Raw genomic sequence first — 16,664 nt, 5'->3', positions numbered from 1 at the left:
GATAATAACAATGTTAAAACCCTGATCTGGATGCCCCTTTTTTGCCCTCATGTACGCTTAAATTGCGCCAGGACAAAGTGTCTTATTGAATATGATTGCTATTTGCATTTAAAATCGAGGTTCGGTTTTTTAACGTTGATGATTATGACTTCGATGACCCTTGATTTACCTCGCCGCTTTCCATGGCCGACGCTGCTTTCCGTCGTTATTCACGGTGCTGTCGTGGCGGGTCTGCTCTATACCTCGGTTCATCAGGTTATTGAAATGCCGGCGCCAGCGCAGCCAATTTCTGTGACCATGGTATCGCCTGCGGATCTTGAGCCGCCGCAGGTTGCGCCGCCGCCGCCACAGCCCGTTGTTGAACCCGAGCCGGAGCCAGAGCCCGAGCCGGTTCCTGAACCGCCGAAAGAAGCACCGGTAGTGATCCATAAGCCGGAGCCGAAACCTAAGCCGAAGCCAAAACCCAAGCCGGTCAAAAAGGTGGAAGAGCGTCCGAAACGCGAAGTGCGTCCGGTTGAGCCACGCGCCACGCAGCCGGTTGAAAATGCCGCCCCGTCACGTCCGCTGATGAATAACACCACGACCGCGACAAAACCGACGGTAACGGCGCCCGCGGGCCCGCGCGCGCTGAGCCGTAACCAGCCGCAGTACCCGGCACGTGCTCAGGCGTTACGTATTGAAGGGCGTGTACGGGTGAAATTCGACGTTACGGCCGATGGACGTGTCGATAACGTGGAAATCCTGTCCGCACAGCCGGCGAATATGTTTGAACGCGAAGTTAAATCGGCCATGCGCAGGTGGCGCTATGAAGCCGGTAAACCCGGCAATGGGTTGATTGTGAACATTGTCTTCCGCCTGAACGGCGGGGCACAGATGGAATAAAAGAAGCCTCCGCAAGGAGGCTTTTTTTTACCTGAGGATCAGCTCCGTGGGAGCTGGCGGGGCTTACCGTCGCTATCCACCGCCACATAGATAAATAATGCCTCCGTCGCCTTATAGCGCTGACCAATCGGCTCAGAAGAGACTTTTTTCACCCATACTTCAATGTTGATGGAGACAGACGTATTGCCGCGTTTTACGCAGCGTGCGTAACAGCACACCACGTCCCCCACCGCGACAGGGCGCAGGAAGGTCATGCCATCGACCCGGACTGTCACCACGCGCCCGTGTGCAATCTCTTTTGCCAGGATTGCACCGCCCATATCCATCTGCGACATCAACCAGCCACCAAAAATATCGCCATTGGCATTCGTATCCGCAGGCATTGCCAGTGTGCGTAAAACCAGTTCGCCCTGTGGGGCGTCATTTGTTGTCATTGTTTTAAACTCGTAACTGAAGACTTCAGGCGGGATGCTACTATGATTTCTGGCTGGAGAGAATAGGGTTAGCGCCCGCAGAGCAGGCGCCAGAGGGTCAGAAGGACAGGGTCACGCCGGCGTAATACGCACGGCCTGGTTCGTTATAGGTCGATGCACCGTCATTTTCTCGGTAAATTTGCTTATCAAAGAGGTTGCTGATCCCGGCATTCAGGCGGAGATCTTTTGTCAGTTGATAGTTACTACCGATCCCAACGATGGAATAGGCGCCAATCTCTTTATCTGACATCGCATTCTGCTCTTTGCGGATTTCAGCATTTTCTCTTGGCTTCTGGCGGCCATACATCGTCCAGCTAAGGTTCGCTGAAAGTTTGCTGTTAACCTGCCAGTCGAGCATCGTGTTGACGGTATATTTTGGGATAATCGACAGAGGGTTGCCGGTGTCCTTACTTTCAGACTGAATCATATACGTCGCATTGGTACGCCAGGTTAGCGTGTCGCGAATAACCGGGACGGTGAGGTTGCCTTCCAGCCCCTCAACAACAGCCTTTCCTCCGTTCTGCCACTGAAGGATATTTGCGCCGCTGCTTGTCTGGCCCAGCACATCCGTTCCCGAAACAATCTTGTTTTTGTAATCGTTGCGGAACCAGGTTATGCCAGCCTCGTAGCCTTCCAGCGCGAAGGCCAGGCCAATCTCTTTGTTCACGCTGATTTCAGGATCCAGATCCGGATTACCTAACAGGTAACAGCTTCCTTCGGAAACGTTGTTCGGGCAGCCATTGCCGCGGGTGGAAAGCAGATAGCCTTCGCTGGATTGATACAGGTTTGGCGCTTTAAATACCCGAGCGATACCCGCTTTAACCTTGAACATGTCACCCAAATCCTGAGAGAGGTTCAGGCTAGGACTCCAGTTGCTGCCAAACTGATTGTGATAATCAAAGCGGAGCCCTGGGATCAGGTTGGTGCCCTGGCGCGCTTCAATATTGTCCTCAAGATAGATGCCAGTGAGGTCAGCGCTGTTTTTGCTGTTGCGCTCAGAAGCCGTACCGGGAACGCCGTTAATCACTTCTCCCGACACATTTGTCGCCTGCATTGAGGCCGGATCGTTCAGTTCATCACGGTTCCATTCTGCACCCACGGTTAGCGTCTGTTCGACCAGCCAGAAGAAAGGCATGTTCAGTTCACCCGTTGAACGGTATGACTCCAGCCGGCTGGTATCGTATTTATCGCTATTGATCATCCCCTCAACTTTGCCCGTAGAGCCTTCTTCCAGGCGGGTGTTGTTGGTCTTTTCATAATAAACACCGAACTTTGACTGACCCCAGTCCCAGATGCCGTTGTGCGTAATGCCATAAGACTGGCGGTACATTCGGTTCGTTTCGTGTCCATACAGGGACGACACCAGACCGTCAGGGCTGACGTTGCTGTTGCTGTATTGAGTATCACCCGCGTAGATATTGCCCTGGCGGCTGTAGCTGTAGTCGAAATCGATAATCTGCTGTGGCGTGAGTTTCCAGGAGAGCAGGGCATTAATGTCCTTGTTGCGCACGCCTTCACGTCCGGCGGCGTAAGAACCGTTTTGCGCGGTGTTGATGTCCTGAGCATCTGCGTCAGTTTTGTTGATATTCCCGTACAGGCGCATCGTTAACGCATCGCCCGCAAGGGGGCCGCTCAGATCAAAATTAGCGCGTTTCGTCGCTCCCTCTTTATCATTTTCAGGCTGGTTAGTGTACAGGGAGAGCGAGCCGTGCCAGTCGTTGGTCGGGCGTTTGGTAATGATGTTGACGACGCCGCCGGCCGCCCCCGAACCATAGCGGGCGGCAGCAGGTCCCCGGAGCACTTCAATGCGCTCAACCATCTCTGGCGGAACCCAGTTGGTATCCCCGCGGGTGTCGCGCTCCCCGCGCCAGCTGTAGCGCACCGAGTTACGTGACGTCACCGGCACACCGTCAATCAGAATCAGCGTGTTCTCCGGCCCCATACCGCGGATGTCGATCTGGCGGTTGTTACCGCGGCTGCCTGTCGCGCTGTTTCCGGTGAGGTTAACCCCGGGCATTTTGCGAATAATTTCTGAAAGATCGTTAACCGGTGGATCCTTTTCTATGTCCTTTGCCGTGATGATGGATACCCCCGGCTGTTGCTTCAGCGCCTCTTCAGCGGTGGCCTGAACAACCATTGTTTCACCATCGGCGAGAGGATCTTCCGCTGCGTGTGCGCTCTGATAAAGCGTTGAAAGAATGGCGAGCGTAAGTGTAGCCGGGGCAAATCTTATTATGTTATTCATCAACTCATTTCCATTTGTTAAAAATGCGATGACGAATATTAATGATAGTCATTCTCATTACAATAAAGCGACAGCAAACTCCATAAAATCTTCATGATTCAGACATTTTCGCAGGAAGGGTGTAGAGAAAAGAGAAGGCGGGAAAAGAGGCCAGACCGCGTGGCGATCTGGCCAGAAGGATCAGTGCTTGTCATCCTGCGGCATGTGGCGATAAATATAAACGCCGCTGAGCAGGGTGAAGATAAGAGTCAGCGCCGTCAGGCCAAACACCTTGAAGTTGACCCAGATATTCTGCGGCAGCCAGAATGCGATATAGATATTCGCCAGACCACACAGAATAAAAAATAGCGCCCAGGCGATATTTAGACGCCCCCACACAGCCTGTGGCAGGGTCAGTTCTTTCCCCAGCATGCGCTGGATCAGCGGCTTCTTCATCACCCACTGGCTGATGAGGAGTGCGCCCGCAAACAGGCCGTAAATCACCGTGACCTTCCATTTGATAAATTCATCATTGTGGAAGAACAACGTCAGACCTCCAAACACCGCCACCATCAGGAAGGTGATGAGCGCCATCTTTTCAACTTTGCGATAGCGAACCCAGCTGTAAATCAGCACCACAGCCGTTGCCACAATCAGCGCCAGCGTGCCGGCATAAATGTCGTACAGCTTATAAAAAGCGAAAAATACGATCAGCGGTAAAAAATCAAGAAACTGCTTCATTCTGCGATCCCAGTTACTGACGAATTAACATGTACAGGCGGAACAAATAGACCAGCAGCACGGCTGAAATCAGATTGCTCAGCGTATTGGCGACAACCGCTCCGACGTTTGGCGTTAACACCGCAAAATTCGGCGCAAACAGCAACAGCAGAGTTTTGGCCAGCAGCCAGCTGATAACGGCCGGGGCGACCAGTCGCATATTGGCCCATGCGAGCCTGATGCTGCTGCGCATGGCGGTGAAAATGCCCATTTTGTCCTGCACAACCATTACTGGCGCGAATGAAAGCACGATAGCCAGCAGCACGCCCGGAACGACAACCAACATTATCCCCATCTGGACCAGCAGCGTGGTCAGGAAGATGAGGATAAACAGTTTTGGCAGCACCGGAGCGCTGGCCCCGATTGCACGTAACGCGCTGACGCGTTGGCCGGCAGACACCAGCTGGATCATCAGCAACACGCCACCCGCCAGAATGGCGTTGCCAATCAGGCCCGAGAAGGTAGATGCCGCAGATGCGCGCAGCAAGATTTGCTGTTGCTCTGGCGTCATATTCTGCACAAGGTCAAACAACCCTGCGCTGCCTGCAAGATTTTCCCCCTGGCTCAGCGTGGCAATCTGTTCATCACTGGGTGAGAACGCATGACCCAGCACCACCGTAATAAAGGCGCACAACAACGCGATCAGTAAAAAGGTAATGAACTGATTGCGGAAAAAATTTCCCGTGTCACGGTAGACAGACTTCGCCGTGATAGACATGCACTCTCCTTGAGTATTGCAGGTGTTAATTAGCCGGCAATTGTACACCGGATAACACGCTGGTGGCAGCATCAAGGCTTGTATGGAAAAGCATATCTTTGTAAAGCGGCGGTAATCCATAGCGGGCGCGGGCGCGATTGCATGCCTCATTGACCTGCCCATCCTTTCCCGACATCGCGAAAGTGCGACACGGGCTGGGGCGATCCGCGTAAATGGAACAGCGGGTGGATACCCCAGGCTCACCTTGCAGTGCCACACAGCGGCTCTGTTTTTGGTTGGTGCCGCGCATACAGCGCAGAAAAGGGGTTAAGGGTTCAGTGAGATCAACCGGAACGGTGCCGCCGCCATCGCTGGCTTCAGCCCAGTAGAACGAGACTCGAAAATACGCACAACAGGCTCCGCACGTCATGCACGGGTTATGATCACTCATGGCACACCTGCAAAAGTAGAACGCATCAAATCACATTGTGAGAGCGATAAATTATCCAGCCGCTACAGGAAGCGCAAGAGAGGGAAAACAGAAAATTTTGTAACCATGAAATGCCAAAAATTGACGCGGTAACAACTTATTGCTTTATGAGGCGTCACCAAAAATTAACCTAGATCAATGAATGTTAACTTACTGGTTTTAATGTGATCTGTGTTAGATCACTTATTACTCATTTGTGAGTATATTCTCCTCCGCAATTAAAACCACAACGATGGAGCGGATATGAAAAAATTAGCGGTGGCAGCCCTTATCTTAAGCAGTCTCTCTGGCGGCGCGTACGCGCATGAAGCAGGCGAATTCTTTATTCGTGCCGGTTCGGCAACGGTACGTCCAACGGAAGGGTCTGATAATGTACTGGGTATGGGCGGGTTTAACGTCAGCAATAACACCCAGTTAGGCCTGACGTTTACGTATATGGCAACGGATAACGTTGGCGTCGAGCTTTTAGCCGCCACGCCATTCCGTCACCGCGTCGGTTTAGGACCGACCGGGGACATTGCCACGGTTCACCATTTGCCACCAACGCTGATGGCGCAGTGGTACTTCGGCGATTCCAGCAGCAAGGTGCGCCCTTATATTGGTGCAGGGGTTAACTACACCACCTTCTTTGATGAGAAATTTAACGATACCGGTAAAAAGGCCGGGCTCTCCGATCTCAGCCTGAAAGACTCGTGGGGTATGGCGGGGCAGGTTGGTCTGGATTATCTGATTAACCGTGACTGGCTGATCAACGCCTCGGTCTGGTATATGGACATTGATACGGACGTGCGCTTTAAAGCTGGCGGGCAGCAGCAAAGTATCAATACCCGACTGGATCCGTGGGTATTTATGTTCTCAGCAGGCTATCGTTTCTGACAGAAGATATATCCCCTGTCAGCCGGTGATTGCTGTATGGTGGTTGTTCCATACACCTGGCTGGAGGGGATATCCCCAACATCAAATTTGAGTGTCCGGTTTGTGCAGGTAAACAGTTTCAGTTCACGACGTTCAGCCCAGCACATAGCCTACCTCACGGTGCTATCTGTTCCGTTTGCGGAACACGTCTCACCATTCATTCATGCCTGCCGAAGCTCAGACGACGACGGTGGCCAAAGCCAGTAAACTAGAAAAGGCCTCTGAGAGGCCTTTTTCGATCGTGAAGTCACTTCTGAATTAAATAACGAATGGTTGGTCCGTCCTGCTGGATATCCAGCACGGTATAGCCGTGATTTTTGGCATCAAGAGGAATGTTATTGATCGACTGGGGGCAATCGCTCACCACTTCCAGAATTTCACCTTTCTTTAGCTGCGGTAGCGCTTCAAGCGTGGCGACGGCCGGGTAAGGGCAAGGTTCACCCACCATATCGAGACGATAATCAGGCACGATCTCTTTCATGCGGCATTCTCCTGAGTTTCAGTTTTGGCGGTGGCGCGTCGGAAGAAGCGCTTCTCTTGTGCAACAACCAGTAAGAAGGCGATAAGCAGCAGGGCGTAGGTCACCAGGAGCCCCCCGAGTGGACCAAAGGTATTCAGCAGGTTGACCTTGTCCCAGTTTGTTGCCAGTACCGGAGAGACGTCATCCCAGTAGTAGGCCAGAATGGTAGAGCCAATCACGTTACCCAGACCCACCCACCAGTAATGCACCTGGCCTTCCACAGCGCGATACATCCAGCCGGTTTCACACCCGCCCGCCAGCACGATGCCAAAACCAAACAGCAGCCCGCCAATGACGGCATTTGGGCCCGCCCACATGATTTTCGGTTCCACGCCGAGCTGAACGTAGCTGAAGATGCCGATCGCGCTCACGGCCATACCGGCAATGATCGCCTTCGCCATCATGCTTCGTCCGGTGATCCACATATCGCGAAACGCGGAGGTAAAGCAGATCTGCGCGCGTTCAATCAGCAGACCAAAACCGACGCCGAACAGCATGGCCAAGCCGAGTTTTGGCTGATTCATCGCCGTGCAAATCGCCCAGGCAACCATGGCAAAAAAGACCAGCATACCGAGGCGGAAGCGACGACGCGCCTGATCGGGTTTTTGCGTTAACGGAGAGGCAGCGCTAACTTTCGTCATTTTCACCGGAATGCGGAACAGCGGCAGCAGGGTGAATTTAGCACCGAAGTAGGAGCCGATGGCGGTGGCGACGGCAAAGAACCAGGCATGCAGCGAGAACTGCGGAATACCGGTAAAGAACGCGGCCAGATTACAGCCCATCGCCAGGCGGGCGCCAAACCCGGCAATGATGCCGCCGACCACGGCCTGCATAATGCGGATGCGGCTTTTCGGCATGCGCAACTTAACGTTGTTGGCCCACAGCGCGGCCGCAAAACAGCCGCCGAACATGCCAATGATCATCATCCCGTCGATGCGGGTCAGCGGTGTGCCCTCAAGATGGATCAGTTTGAAGTAGCCCCACTCTTCGGCATGGACGCCTGCCAGCTGTAATAGCTGCCCACCCCAGCGGGTAAACTCGCCCGTAACAGCCCAGAAGGTGCCGGTAATACCGAAATAATAAGTAGAGAGAATGCCTGCCGCGATAACGGCCGGAACAGGTGACCAGAACTTAACCAGGTAAGTCTGTTTGAAGGAATGCCATGACATGAATAACCTCTGAACTCAGAAGGGTAACGCTAAAAAGAGCCCAGATCATACGCTTACGCGAAAGTTTGGAAAGTCATTCACACCGAAAATATCGACAGGATCAATTTTGACCTGCTTCTTTCAGGAAGAGAGAAGGGAAAACCGCCTGACGCCGGGGCCAGACGGTGTTAACGGTTACGCCTTGCGCGTGGCCGCTTTCATGGATGTGACGAATGCGTGTAACTCAGCCAGCATCTGCTCTGGCTTATCCACGTTCTTCTCGATAATTTTCACGATAGCCGAACCGGAAATGGCTCCGGCGGCTTTCGCGTCAATCGCCGCAGTAACCTGATCCGGTGAAGAAATGCCAAAGCCCTGAAGCGGCGGTGCAGCATGGTATTCTGCCAGCTTCTCCACCAGATGATGCAGCGGCAGCGCGGCTTTGTTTTCCGCACCGGTGACGCCCGCACGGGAGAGCAGGTAGGTGTAACCTCGTCCGTAAGAGGCAATCTGGCGCAACAGATCGTCATCGGCATTCGGTGGACAGATGAAAATCGGCGCGACGTTGTGGCGCATTGCCGCCTGACGGAATGGCGCAGACTCTTCAACGGGCACGTCAGCCACCAGCACGGAGTCAACGCCCACGCGGGCGCACTCTGCGTAAAACGCATCAATACCGCGGCTGAACACCAGGTTGGCGTACATCAGCAGGCCGATCGGAATGGTCGGGTGCTTCTGACGGATCGCCGCCAGCATTTCAAAGCACTGGCTCGGCGTCACGCCCGCGGCAAACGCGCGTAGCGTTGCGTTCTGAATGGTCGGGCCATCCGCCAGCGGATCGGAGAACGGAATACCGAGCTCCAGCGCGTCGGCACCGGCATCAATCAGGGTGTCGATAATCTTCAGCGACTGCTCCGGGCCGGGGTCGCCCAGCGTCACGAAGGGAACGAAGGCGCCTTCCTGGCGAGCTTTCAGTTGTGCAAATGCGTTGTCGTAGCGTTCCATCAGATTTCCCCTCGTGCTTTCAGAATATCGTGAACGGTGAAGATATCTTTGTCACCGCGACCGGAAAGGTTTACCACCAGCAGCTGCTCTTTTTCCGGGTTTTCCTTCATCATTTTCAGCGCGTGCGCCAGCGCGTGGGAAGACTCCAGCGCCGGGATGATCCCTTCATTGCGGCACAGCGTTTTGAAGGCCTCCAGCGCTTCGTCATCGGTGATGGAGACATAATCCGCGCGGCCGGTGCTGTTCAGGAACGCGTGCTGCGGCCCTACGGACGGGAAATCCAGCCCGGCAGAGATCGAGTAAGACTCCTCAATCTGCCCTTCATCGGTCTGCATCATTGGGGCCTTCATGCCGAAGTAGATACCCACGCGGCCATGCTTCAGCGGCGCACCATGCTCGCCCGTTTCAATGCCGTGGCCGGCAGGCTCAACGCCAATCAGCCCAACGCTGGTTTCGTCAATAAAATCGGCAAACATGCCGATGGCGTTAGATCCGCCGCCAACGCAGGCGATCACCGCATCCGGCAGGCGACCCTCTTTTTCGAGGATCTGCGCTTTAGTCTCTTCGCCGATCATGCGCTGGAATTCACGCACGATGGTCGGGAACGGGTGCGGGCCCGCGGCGGTACCGAGCATGTAGTGGGCGGTTTCGTAGCTGCCAGACCAGTCGCGAAGCGCTTCATTACAGGCATCTTTCAGCGTGGCAGAACCGCTGTGCACCGGGATCACTTCCGCCCCCATCAGACGCATACGGAACACGTTTGGCGACTGGCGCTCAACGTCCTTCGCCCCCATGTAAATGCGGCATTTCAGACCGAGCAGGGCGCTGGCGAGCGCTGAGGCCACACCGTGCTGCCCCGCGCCGGTTTCGGCGATGATTTCGGTTTTACCCATCCGCTTCGCGAGCAGCGCCTGGCCAAGCACCTGGTTAGTTTTATGCGCGCCACCGTGCAGCAGATCTTCACGCTTAAGATACAGCGTAGTTTTAGTGCCTTCGGTCAGGTTGCGGCACTTTGTCAGCGCAGTCGGACGACCGGCGTAGTTTTTCAGCAGGTCAGTAAACTCCGCCTGAAACGCCGGATCTTTCTGTGCGCTCACGAACGCTTCTTCCAGCTGGCGCAGCGCGGGCATCAGGATTTGTGGGACATACATCCCACCGAACTCACCAAAATACGGGTTAAGTAATGTCGTCATCTTCTCTTCCTTAATATGCACGCAGAGTTTTAAATACCGATGCCAGCTTGCTGGCGTCTTTAATGCCCGGTTGGGACTCTACGCCTGAATTGAAATCGAGGCCGGCGCAGCCGGTTTTGGCCGCTTCGACACAGTTATCGGGGCTTAATCCCCCTGCCAGCAGGACATTGTCCAGCACTTCGCCACGCAGCAGTGACCAGTCAAAACGCTGCCCCGTGCCGCCCTGGCCGTTGTCGAGCACGTATTTATCAACATGCTTCAGGTTACGCGCGGGCAGGGTGGCGCCAACGCTTTGCGCTTTCCAGATCTGAACCTGAGGCGCCAGAACATGTCGCAGAGCATCGATGTACGCCTGATCTTCATCGCCGTGCAGCTGGACCGCGCTCAGGGATAACGCGTCCGCTTTTGCCGCAACGTCGTTAATATCCGCAGTGCGGAACACGCCCACGTAGCTCAGTGGCGCAGCCGCGATCACCTTGCGCGCCTGTTCTTCATTTACTGCGCGAGGAGAGGACTCGACAAAGATCAGACCACCATAGATTGCGCCCGCTTCATATGCGGCCTGCGCATCCTGGGCACGGGTCAGGCCGCAGACTTTGTTCTCACCCAACAGCACGCGGCGCACGGCCGCGTTAAGGTCTTCGTGTTCCATCATTGCGGAACCTATCAGGAAACCGTTGGCAAAGTGGCTGAGTTCGCGCACCTGAGCGTAGCTGTTAATCCCGGATTCGCTGATCACCGTGACGCCCGCGCCCAGACGCGGCGCAAGCTGGCGCGTACGGTTGAGGTCAATCGACAGGTCGCGCAGGTCGCGGTTGTTAATGCCGACCACTTTGGCTTCCAGCGCGATGGCGCGCTCCAGCTCCTCTTCGTTGCTCACTTCGGTCAGCACGCCCATATTCAGGCTGTGCGCGACGGCGGAGAGCTGGCGATACTGCTCGTCATCCAGAACGGAGAGCATCAGCAGGCAGGCATCTGCCTGGTAAAAGCGCGCCAGCCAGATCTGATACGGGTCGATAATAAAGTCTTTGCACAGAATCGGCTGCGGCGCGATGCCGCTGACAACGGGCAGAAAATCGAAGCTGCCCTGGAAATATTTCTCATCCGTCAGCACAGAAATGGCAGACGCATGATGCTTGTAGATACCGGCAATACGCGCCGGGTCGAAATCGTCGCGGATCACGCCTTTGGACGGAGACGCTTTTTTACACTCCAGAATAAACGCGGTACGCGCGCCCTGGAGCGCATCATAAAAACGACGGCTGCTCGGAACGACGTCATTCTGAAAACTGGCGAGCGGCTGCTGTTGCTTACGGGCTTCCACCCAGATGGCCTTATCGGCGACGATTTTCGCTAAAACGGTCTGCATTATTTACCCTCTTGCCGCAAGTGCGGTAACGCGATCGTAAGCTGCACCGGAGCGCAGTACGTCCAGAACTTTTTGGGCGTTGGCTTTCAGATCTTCCTCGCCATGTAAACGCATCAGCATGGCTACGTTGGCCGCCACGGCGGCCTCATGGGCGGCCTCACCTTTACCTTGTAATAAGCGCGTGAGAATGTCACGGTTTTCTTCCGGCGTGCCGCCCGCCAGGGCGTCCTGATGGTACGGGGTCAACCCGAAGTCAGCGGCCTCAAGCTGATAGTTCAGCACTTCGCCGTTATTCAGTTCGGCCACCAGCGTGGGCGCATGCAGGGAAACTTCATCCATCCCGCCGCTGTGTACCACGGCGGCGCGTTGGTAACCGAGGACGCGCAGCGTCTCCGCAATCGGCAGGACCAGCTCCGGACTGTAAACGCCAATCAGCGCCAGCGGCGGGTGCGCCGGGTTAATGAGTGGACCGAGCACGTTAAACAGCGTGCGGGTTTTGAGCTGCTGGCGAACAGGCATCGCGTGGCGGAAACCGGTGTGATACTTCGGCGCGAACAGGAAACAGACGCCCAGGTCATCCAGCGCTTCACGGGAACGCTCGGCGTTCATGTCCAGGTTGATACCGAAAGCCGCCAGCAGGTCGGACGATCCGGAACGGCTGGACACGCTGCGGTTGCCGTGTTTCGCCACTTTCAGACCGCATGCCGCGGCCACAAAGGCGCTGGCGGTGGAAATATTGATACTGTTACTGCCGTCGCCACCGGTCCCGACAATATCGGCAAACGGATAGTCCGGGCGCGGGAACGGGGCAGCATTTTCCAGCAGCGCGGTTGCCGCACCGGCGATCTCCTGCGGGCTTTCGCCGCGTACCTTCATGCTCACCAGCGCAGCGGCCAGCTGCTCAGGCTTCAGCTCGCCGCGCACGACGGCGGAGAACAGCTGATGGCTCTCCTGCTGGCTCAGAGTCTGAGCCTGATACAGTTTTTCCAGAATCGGTTGCAGGGTGTTGGTCTGCTCCAGCTTTTGCAGCGCCCAGTCGAGCGTTTGCTCCAGCAGGCGCGCGCCGTTGGACGTCAGGATAGATTCCGGATGGAACTGCATCCCGCAGACGCGATCCGCATCGTGACGCACCGCCATCACCATCCCTTCAAACGAGGCGTTAATGGTCAGCCCGGCCGGAATGTTGCTGCCGACCAGCGAGTGGTAACGCGCTACCGGAAGCGGGTTCGGCAGACCGGCAAACATCGCCTGACCGTCATGTTCAATACTTGACGCTTTACCATGCAGGATCTCCCCCGCCTGACCCACGTAACCGCCGTAGGCTTCGACAATCGCCTGGTGGCCGAGACAGATGCCGATAATCGGCAGCTTGCCGCGCATACGGGTCAACAGCTCAGGCATACAGCCTGCTTCGCTCGGTGCGCCTGGGCCCGGGGAGAGCATCAGCACCGGGTTTTGCATGGTCGCCAGACGGTCAATCAGCGTCTGGGCCGGAACGTGGTTGCGATAGATAACGACGTTGTGACCATTCGCACGCAGCTGATCTGCCAGGTTGTAAGTAAAGGAGTCGATATTATCGAGCAGCAGAATGTCAGCCATCAGAAAATCTCCTGTGCATGGTGTGCGGTAGCAATGGCGCGCAGTACCGCGCGCGCTTTACTGCGGGTTTCGTCGGCTTCCGACTGCGGAACAGAATCCAGCACAATCCCGGCCCCGGCCTGGACGGTGGCAATGCCGTCCTCAACGTAGGCGGAGCGGATCACGATGCAGGTATCGAGGTCACCGTGAGCGGTGAAATAGCCCACGGCACCACCGTAGCTGCCGCGACGGCGTCCTTCCGCTTCAGCGATCAGCTGCATGGCGCGGACTTTCGGCGCGCCGCTCAGGGTGCCCATGTTCATGCAGGCGCGGTAGGCGTGCAGAACGTCGAGGTCGTGGCGCAGTTCACCCACCACGCGGGATACCAGGTGCATGACGAAGGAGTAGCGGTCGACTTTGGTCAGGTCCGCCACGTAGCGGCTGCCAGGCGTGCAAATGCGTGCCAGATCGTTACGCGCCAGGTCAACCAGCATCAGGTGTTCGGAGAGCTCTTTATGGTCGGTACGCATCTCCAGCTCGATGCGGCTGTCGAGGTCGCGATCCAGTGAACCATCGGCACGACGGCCGCGTGGACGGGTTCCCGCTATTGGGTAGATCTCAATCTGGCGGCTGGTGGCGTCGTACTTGAGGGAGCTTTCCGGCGACGCGCCAAACAGGGTGAAATCATTGTCCTGCATAAAGAACATGTACGGGCTTGGGTTGCTCTTTTTCAGCACATCGTAAGCCGCCAGCGGCGACGGGCAGGGCAGTGAGAAGCGACGGGACGGCACCACCTGGAAAATCTCCCCGGCACGAATCGCTTTTTGCATCTGACGTACCACCGCGCCGTACTGATCGTCGGTCTGACTCACCTCGCAGGTCATCTTTTCAACACGCTGCACCGGGAGCGCGGGCGGTGCTTCCGACATCTGCTGTTGCAGTTGGGCGATGCGCTGCGCGAGGCGATTTCTCTCAGACTCAGACGGGGTGAACAGGCTGGCCTGGATGCGGGTGTATTTTTTCTGATGGTCGATCACCAGCAGGGTTTCGGCCAGGTAGAAGCAGTAGTCCGGGCAGCGATTACCCTGCTCGGTTTCCGGTAAATCTTCAAAGCCAGCAACCAGGTCGTAAGCAAACAGCCCGCCAAAAAACATTGCTTCGCGCTCAACTTCCGGCACGGCCACCAGATTTTGCAGCAGGCGGAAGGCGTCAAAAACGGAGAGCGAGCAGAGGCGGGCATCCTCATCCAGCAGCTGGCTCACCGGCGGGAAATGCAGAATACGCAGGTCCGGGTGGCGTTCATTTTCAATGCCTGAAGGCAGCGCCGCATCCAGCAGCGGCAGGAGCGACGCGCCATTGTCAGACAACGCCTTGATAGTGACGGTGTCACCTAACGCGGTAATGCGCAGCGCGCTGTCAACCAGCAGCAGGCTTTTGAGGTCGTCCTTACTGTCGATATCAGCAGACTCCAGCAGCAGCGTCGCGGGACGTGCGCCGCACACCTGATGAAACAGCGCGGTAGGGTTATGGCGATAGGCCGCCTCGCAGGTCAGCAGTTCGAGATGAGGTTTGGCTGTTTGCATGTTGTTGTTCTCATATTCTGTTCAAAAAAAAGCCCGCTGGGTAGCGGGCCGGGTATCTGTTTGCATTTCGCAGACGCGTGACACTGCCCGAAGATCAGGAAGTACGCCACCAACCGTGCAGAGCGAAATGTGCTGTCATTTTCAGATACCTTTCTCGTGTGAACTTGCGTACTAGTTAACTAGTTCGATGGCGTGTTGTCAACCCCTGATTTCAGTATTTCACGGTTAGTCGGTATCATAGGGGCTTCGGATGTCTCCAACCTGTTATGGGAAGTGCTTTGAGCGATACCACCTACGCCGTAATTTATGATTTACATAGCCATACGCAGGCTTCAGATGGCCTGCTGACACCCGAAGCTCTGGTCCATCGCGCCGTTGAAATGCGTGTCGGCACGCTGGCAATAACCGATCACGATACCACTGACGGCATTCCCGCCGCGCGCGCCGAGATTGCCCGCAGCGGACTGGCGCTGGATCTGGTGGCCGGGGTTGAGATCTCGACGGTCTGGGAAAACCACGAAATTCATATCGTTGGCCTGAATATCGATACAGAACATCCGGCCATGCGTGCTTTTTTGCAAGAACAAAAAACACGCCGCAATCAACGCGCGGAGATGATTGGCGAACGTCTGGAAAAAGCGCATATTCCCGGTGCGCTGGAAGGCGCGCGAACGCTGGCGAACGGTGGGGCGGTGACGCGCGGCCATTTCGCCCGTTTTCTTGTGGATGCCGGTAAGGCGACGACCATGGCGAATGTCTTTAAAAAGTATCTGGCGCGCGGGAAAACCGGATACGTTCCCCCACAGTGGTGTACAATAAAACAAGCTATTGATGTGATTCATCATTCTGGCGGTAAGGCCGTGCTGGCCCATCCGGGGCGGTATAATCTTTCTGCTAAATGGCTGAAAAGACTGCTGGCACACTTTGCCGAATGCGGCGGTGAGGCGATAGAAGTTGCCCAGTGTCAGCAGGCACCCAATGAGCGTTCGCAGCTCGCGACCTACGCCCGTCAGTTTGGTCTGCTTGGGTCACAGGGTTCAGATTTCCATCAGCCCTGCGCGTGGATTGAACTGGGGCGCAAGCTCTGGTTACCCGCGGGCGTTGAGCCTGTCTGGCAGCTCTGGGAACAGCCACAGCAAATTGAAGAGAGGGAAGTATGAGTCAGTTTTTCTATATCCATCCGGATAACCCCCAGCCACGTCTGATTAATCAGGCCGTGGAGATCGTCCGCAAAGGCGGCGTTATTGTCTACCCAACCGATTCTGGCTACGCGCTGGGCTGTAAAATTGAGGATAAAGGGGCGATGGAGCGCATCTGTCGCATCCGCCAGCTGCCGGACGGCCACAACTTCACCCTGATGTGTCGCGATCTCTCTGAGCTGTCGACCTATGCTTATGTTGATAACGTGGCCTTTCGTCTGATTAAAAACAACACGCCGGGTAACTACACCTTCATTCTGAAGGGGACAAAAGAGGTGCCGCGTCGTCTGTTGCAGGAAAAACGTAAAACCATCGGCATGCGCGTGCCGTCGAACCCGATTGCCCAGGCGCTACTGGAAACCCTCGGCGAGCCGATGCTCTCCACATCGCTGATGCTGCCGGGCAGTGAGTTTACCGAGTCCGACCCGGAAGAGATCAAAGATCGTCTGGAGAAGGTGGTGGAGCTGATTATTCATGGCGGCTATCTTGGCCAGCAGCCGACCACCGTGGTGGATCTCACCGAAGACGCGCCAGAAGTGATTCGTGAAGGCGTGGGCGATGTTAAGCCTTTCTTGTAAGGGTGTAAGCAGATATACTACGCGGCCATC

17 protein-coding genes and 1 other annotated feature are annotated in these 16,664 nt (G+C 55.8%); of the genes, 4 read left to right on the top strand and 13 right to left on the bottom strand.

Annotated features, from left to right (window positions below; all coding sequences use genetic code 11):
* The first annotated feature begins 153 nt into the window (after nt 1–153).
* The gene (tonB, locus tag ACQG1Y_RS12910; RefSeq protein ID WP_017384230.1) at nt 154–882 is read left to right on the top strand and encodes a TonB system transport protein TonB; all 729 of its coding nucleotides are present in this window, start codon (nt 154–156) and stop codon (nt 880–882) included.
* A 38-nt stretch (nt 883–920) separates the two neighbouring features.
* Here the strand turns inward: tonB and yciA are convergent, their stop codons facing one another.
* From yciA to ACQG1Y_RS12885, 5 genes are all read right to left on the bottom strand, one after another.
* Complete coding sequence (yciA, locus tag ACQG1Y_RS12905) at nt 921–1,316, bottom strand: acyl-CoA thioester hydrolase YciA (protein WP_003856759.1); 396 nt, start codon at nt 1,314–1,316, stop codon at nt 921–923.
* Nucleotides 1,317–1,413: 97 nt separating this feature from the next.
* The gene (locus ACQG1Y_RS12900; protein ID WP_032671613.1) at nt 1,414–3,600 is read right to left on the bottom strand and encodes a TonB-dependent siderophore receptor; all 2,187 of its coding nucleotides are present in this window, start codon (nt 3,598–3,600) and stop codon (nt 1,414–1,416) included.
* Between the two features lie 180 nt (nt 3,601–3,780).
* Nucleotides 3,781–4,320: a septation protein A gene (locus ACQG1Y_RS12895; protein WP_003856762.1), complete on the bottom strand. Its 540-nt coding sequence runs from the start codon at nt 4,318–4,320 to the stop codon at nt 3,781–3,783.
* A gap of 13 nt (nt 4,321–4,333) precedes the next feature.
* Nucleotides 4,334–5,077 carry a YciC family protein gene (locus tag ACQG1Y_RS12890; protein ID WP_015570376.1) on the bottom strand — a complete coding sequence of 248 codons (744 nt, stop codon included), beginning with the start codon at nt 5,075–5,077 and terminating at the stop codon, nt 4,334–4,336.
* 25 nt (nt 5,078–5,102) lie between these two features.
* Nucleotides 5,103–5,507: a YkgJ family cysteine cluster protein gene (locus tag ACQG1Y_RS12885; RefSeq protein ID WP_023296724.1), complete on the bottom strand. Its 405-nt coding sequence runs from the start codon at nt 5,505–5,507 to the stop codon at nt 5,103–5,105.
* Between the two features lie 282 nt (nt 5,508–5,789).
* Here ACQG1Y_RS12885 and ompW point away from each other — a divergent pair, with 282 nt between their 5' ends.
* The gene (ompW, locus tag ACQG1Y_RS12880; RefSeq protein WP_023303840.1) at nt 5,790–6,422 is read left to right on the top strand and encodes an outer membrane protein OmpW; all 633 of its coding nucleotides are present in this window, start codon (nt 5,790–5,792) and stop codon (nt 6,420–6,422) included.
* A gap of 286 nt (nt 6,423–6,708) precedes the next feature.
* Here ompW and yedF read toward each other — a convergent pair whose 3' ends face one another.
* The 8 genes from yedF to trpL all read right to left on the bottom strand — a co-directional run bounded on the left by yedF (nt 6,709) and on the right by trpL (nt 14,996).
* Nucleotides 6,709–6,942 carry a sulfurtransferase-like selenium metabolism protein YedF gene (gene yedF, locus ACQG1Y_RS12875; protein ID WP_003856774.1) on the bottom strand — a complete coding sequence of 78 codons (234 nt, stop codon included), beginning with the start codon at nt 6,940–6,942 and terminating at the stop codon, nt 6,709–6,711.
* On the bottom strand, nt 6,939–8,150 hold the full coding sequence (yedE, locus tag ACQG1Y_RS12870) for a selenium metabolism membrane protein YedE/FdhT (protein WP_017384226.1): 1,212 nt from the start codon (nt 8,148–8,150) through the stop codon (nt 6,939–6,941). The genes yedF and yedE overlap by 4 nt, the downstream gene beginning before the upstream one ends.
* Before the next feature lie 174 nt (nt 8,151–8,324).
* Nucleotides 8,325–9,134, bottom strand: coding sequence for a tryptophan synthase subunit alpha (trpA, locus tag ACQG1Y_RS12865; protein ID WP_015570379.1), 810 nt, complete (start codon nt 9,132–9,134; stop codon nt 8,325–8,327).
* Nucleotides 9,134–10,327: a tryptophan synthase subunit beta gene (gene trpB, locus ACQG1Y_RS12860; RefSeq protein WP_003856780.1), complete on the bottom strand. Its 1,194-nt coding sequence runs from the start codon at nt 10,325–10,327 to the stop codon at nt 9,134–9,136. The genes trpA and trpB overlap by 1 nt, the downstream gene beginning before the upstream one ends.
* Before the next feature lie 10 nt (nt 10,328–10,337).
* Complete coding sequence (gene trpCF, locus ACQG1Y_RS12855) at nt 10,338–11,696, bottom strand: bifunctional indole-3-glycerol-phosphate synthase TrpC/phosphoribosylanthranilate isomerase TrpF (RefSeq protein WP_058688674.1); 1,359 nt, start codon at nt 11,694–11,696, stop codon at nt 10,338–10,340.
* Between the two features lie 3 nt (nt 11,697–11,699).
* Nucleotides 11,700–13,295 carry a bifunctional anthranilate synthase glutamate amidotransferase component TrpG/anthranilate phosphoribosyltransferase TrpD gene (trpD, locus tag ACQG1Y_RS12850; RefSeq protein ID WP_017384223.1) on the bottom strand — a complete coding sequence of 532 codons (1,596 nt, stop codon included), beginning with the start codon at nt 13,293–13,295 and terminating at the stop codon, nt 11,700–11,702.
* Nucleotides 13,295–14,857, bottom strand: a complete 1,563-nt coding sequence (locus ACQG1Y_RS12845) for an anthranilate synthase component 1 (protein ID WP_047740445.1) — start codon at nt 14,855–14,857, stop codon at nt 13,295–13,297. The genes trpD and ACQG1Y_RS12845 overlap by 1 nt, the downstream gene beginning before the upstream one ends.
* Before the next feature lie 23 nt (nt 14,858–14,880).
* Nucleotides 14,881–14,975, bottom strand: a sequence feature (Trp leader region).
* Nucleotides 14,952–14,996: a trp operon leader peptide gene (gene trpL, locus ACQG1Y_RS12840; protein ID WP_071524153.1), complete on the bottom strand. Its 45-nt coding sequence runs from the start codon at nt 14,994–14,996 to the stop codon at nt 14,952–14,954. It overlaps the preceding feature by 24 nt.
* Before the next feature lie 127 nt (nt 14,997–15,123).
* Between trpL and rnm the strand changes: the two genes are divergently transcribed.
* Nucleotides 15,124–16,017, top strand: coding sequence for an RNase RNM (rnm, locus tag ACQG1Y_RS12835; RefSeq protein ID WP_047740447.1), 894 nt, complete (start codon nt 15,124–15,126; stop codon nt 16,015–16,017).
* The gene (locus tag ACQG1Y_RS12830) at nt 16,014–16,634 is read left to right on the top strand and encodes an L-threonylcarbamoyladenylate synthase (protein ID WP_003856793.1); all 621 of its coding nucleotides are present in this window, start codon (nt 16,014–16,016) and stop codon (nt 16,632–16,634) included. Before rnm ends, ACQG1Y_RS12830 begins: the two co-directional genes overlap by 4 nt.
* Nucleotides 16,635–16,664 lie beyond the last annotated feature (30 nt).

This window comes from Enterobacter cloacae complex sp. 397G4 (assembly GCF_050031515.1).
In the GTDB taxonomy this organism is placed as follows: Bacteria; Pseudomonadota; Gammaproteobacteria; order Enterobacterales; family Enterobacteriaceae; genus Enterobacter; species Enterobacter hormaechei_C.
This window is presented reverse-complemented; position numbering and strand designations above follow the sequence as displayed.

Coding starts and splice junctions, on each gene's coding strand:
- ompW (WP_023303840.1), top strand. CDS start 5,790: ATGAAAAAATTAGCGGTGGCAGCCCTTATCTTAAGCAGTCTCTCTGGC.
- trpCF (WP_058688674.1), bottom strand. CDS start 11,696: ATGCAGACCGTTTTAGCGAAAATCGTCGCCGATAAGGCCATCTGGGTG.
- tonB (WP_017384230.1), top strand. CDS start 154: ATGACCCTTGATTTACCTCGCCGCTTTCCATGGCCGACGCTGCTTTCC.
- trpD (WP_017384223.1), bottom strand. CDS start 13,295: ATGGCTGACATTCTGCTGCTCGATAATATCGACTCCTTTACTTACAAC.
- trpA (WP_015570379.1), bottom strand. CDS start 9,134: ATGGAACGCTACGACAACGCATTTGCACAACTGAAAGCTCGCCAGGAA.
- ACQG1Y_RS12890 (WP_015570376.1), bottom strand. CDS start 5,077: ATGTCTATCACGGCGAAGTCTGTCTACCGTGACACGGGAAATTTTTTC.
- ACQG1Y_RS12895 (WP_003856762.1), bottom strand. CDS start 4,320: ATGAAGCAGTTTCTTGATTTTTTACCGCTGATCGTATTTTTCGCTTTT.
- ACQG1Y_RS12900 (WP_032671613.1), bottom strand. CDS start 3,600: ATGAATAACATAATAAGATTTGCCCCGGCTACACTTACGCTCGCCATT.
- yedF (WP_003856774.1), bottom strand. CDS start 6,942: ATGAAAGAGATCGTGCCTGATTATCGTCTCGATATGGTGGGTGAACCT.
- ACQG1Y_RS12830 (WP_003856793.1), top strand. CDS start 16,014: ATGAGTCAGTTTTTCTATATCCATCCGGATAACCCCCAGCCACGTCTG.
- ACQG1Y_RS12885 (WP_023296724.1), bottom strand. CDS start 5,507: ATGAGTGATCATAACCCGTGCATGACGTGCGGAGCCTGTTGTGCGTAT.
- yciA (WP_003856759.1), bottom strand. CDS start 1,316: ATGACAACAAATGACGCCCCACAGGGCGAACTGGTTTTACGCACACTG.
- ACQG1Y_RS12845 (WP_047740445.1), bottom strand. CDS start 14,857: ATGCAAACAGCCAAACCTCATCTCGAACTGCTGACCTGCGAGGCGGCC.
- rnm (WP_047740447.1), top strand. CDS start 15,124: ATGGGAAGTGCTTTGAGCGATACCACCTACGCCGTAATTTATGATTTA.
- trpB (WP_003856780.1), bottom strand. CDS start 10,327: ATGACGACATTACTTAACCCGTATTTTGGTGAGTTCGGTGGGATGTAT.
- yedE (WP_017384226.1), bottom strand. CDS start 8,150: ATGTCATGGCATTCCTTCAAACAGACTTACCTGGTTAAGTTCTGGTCA.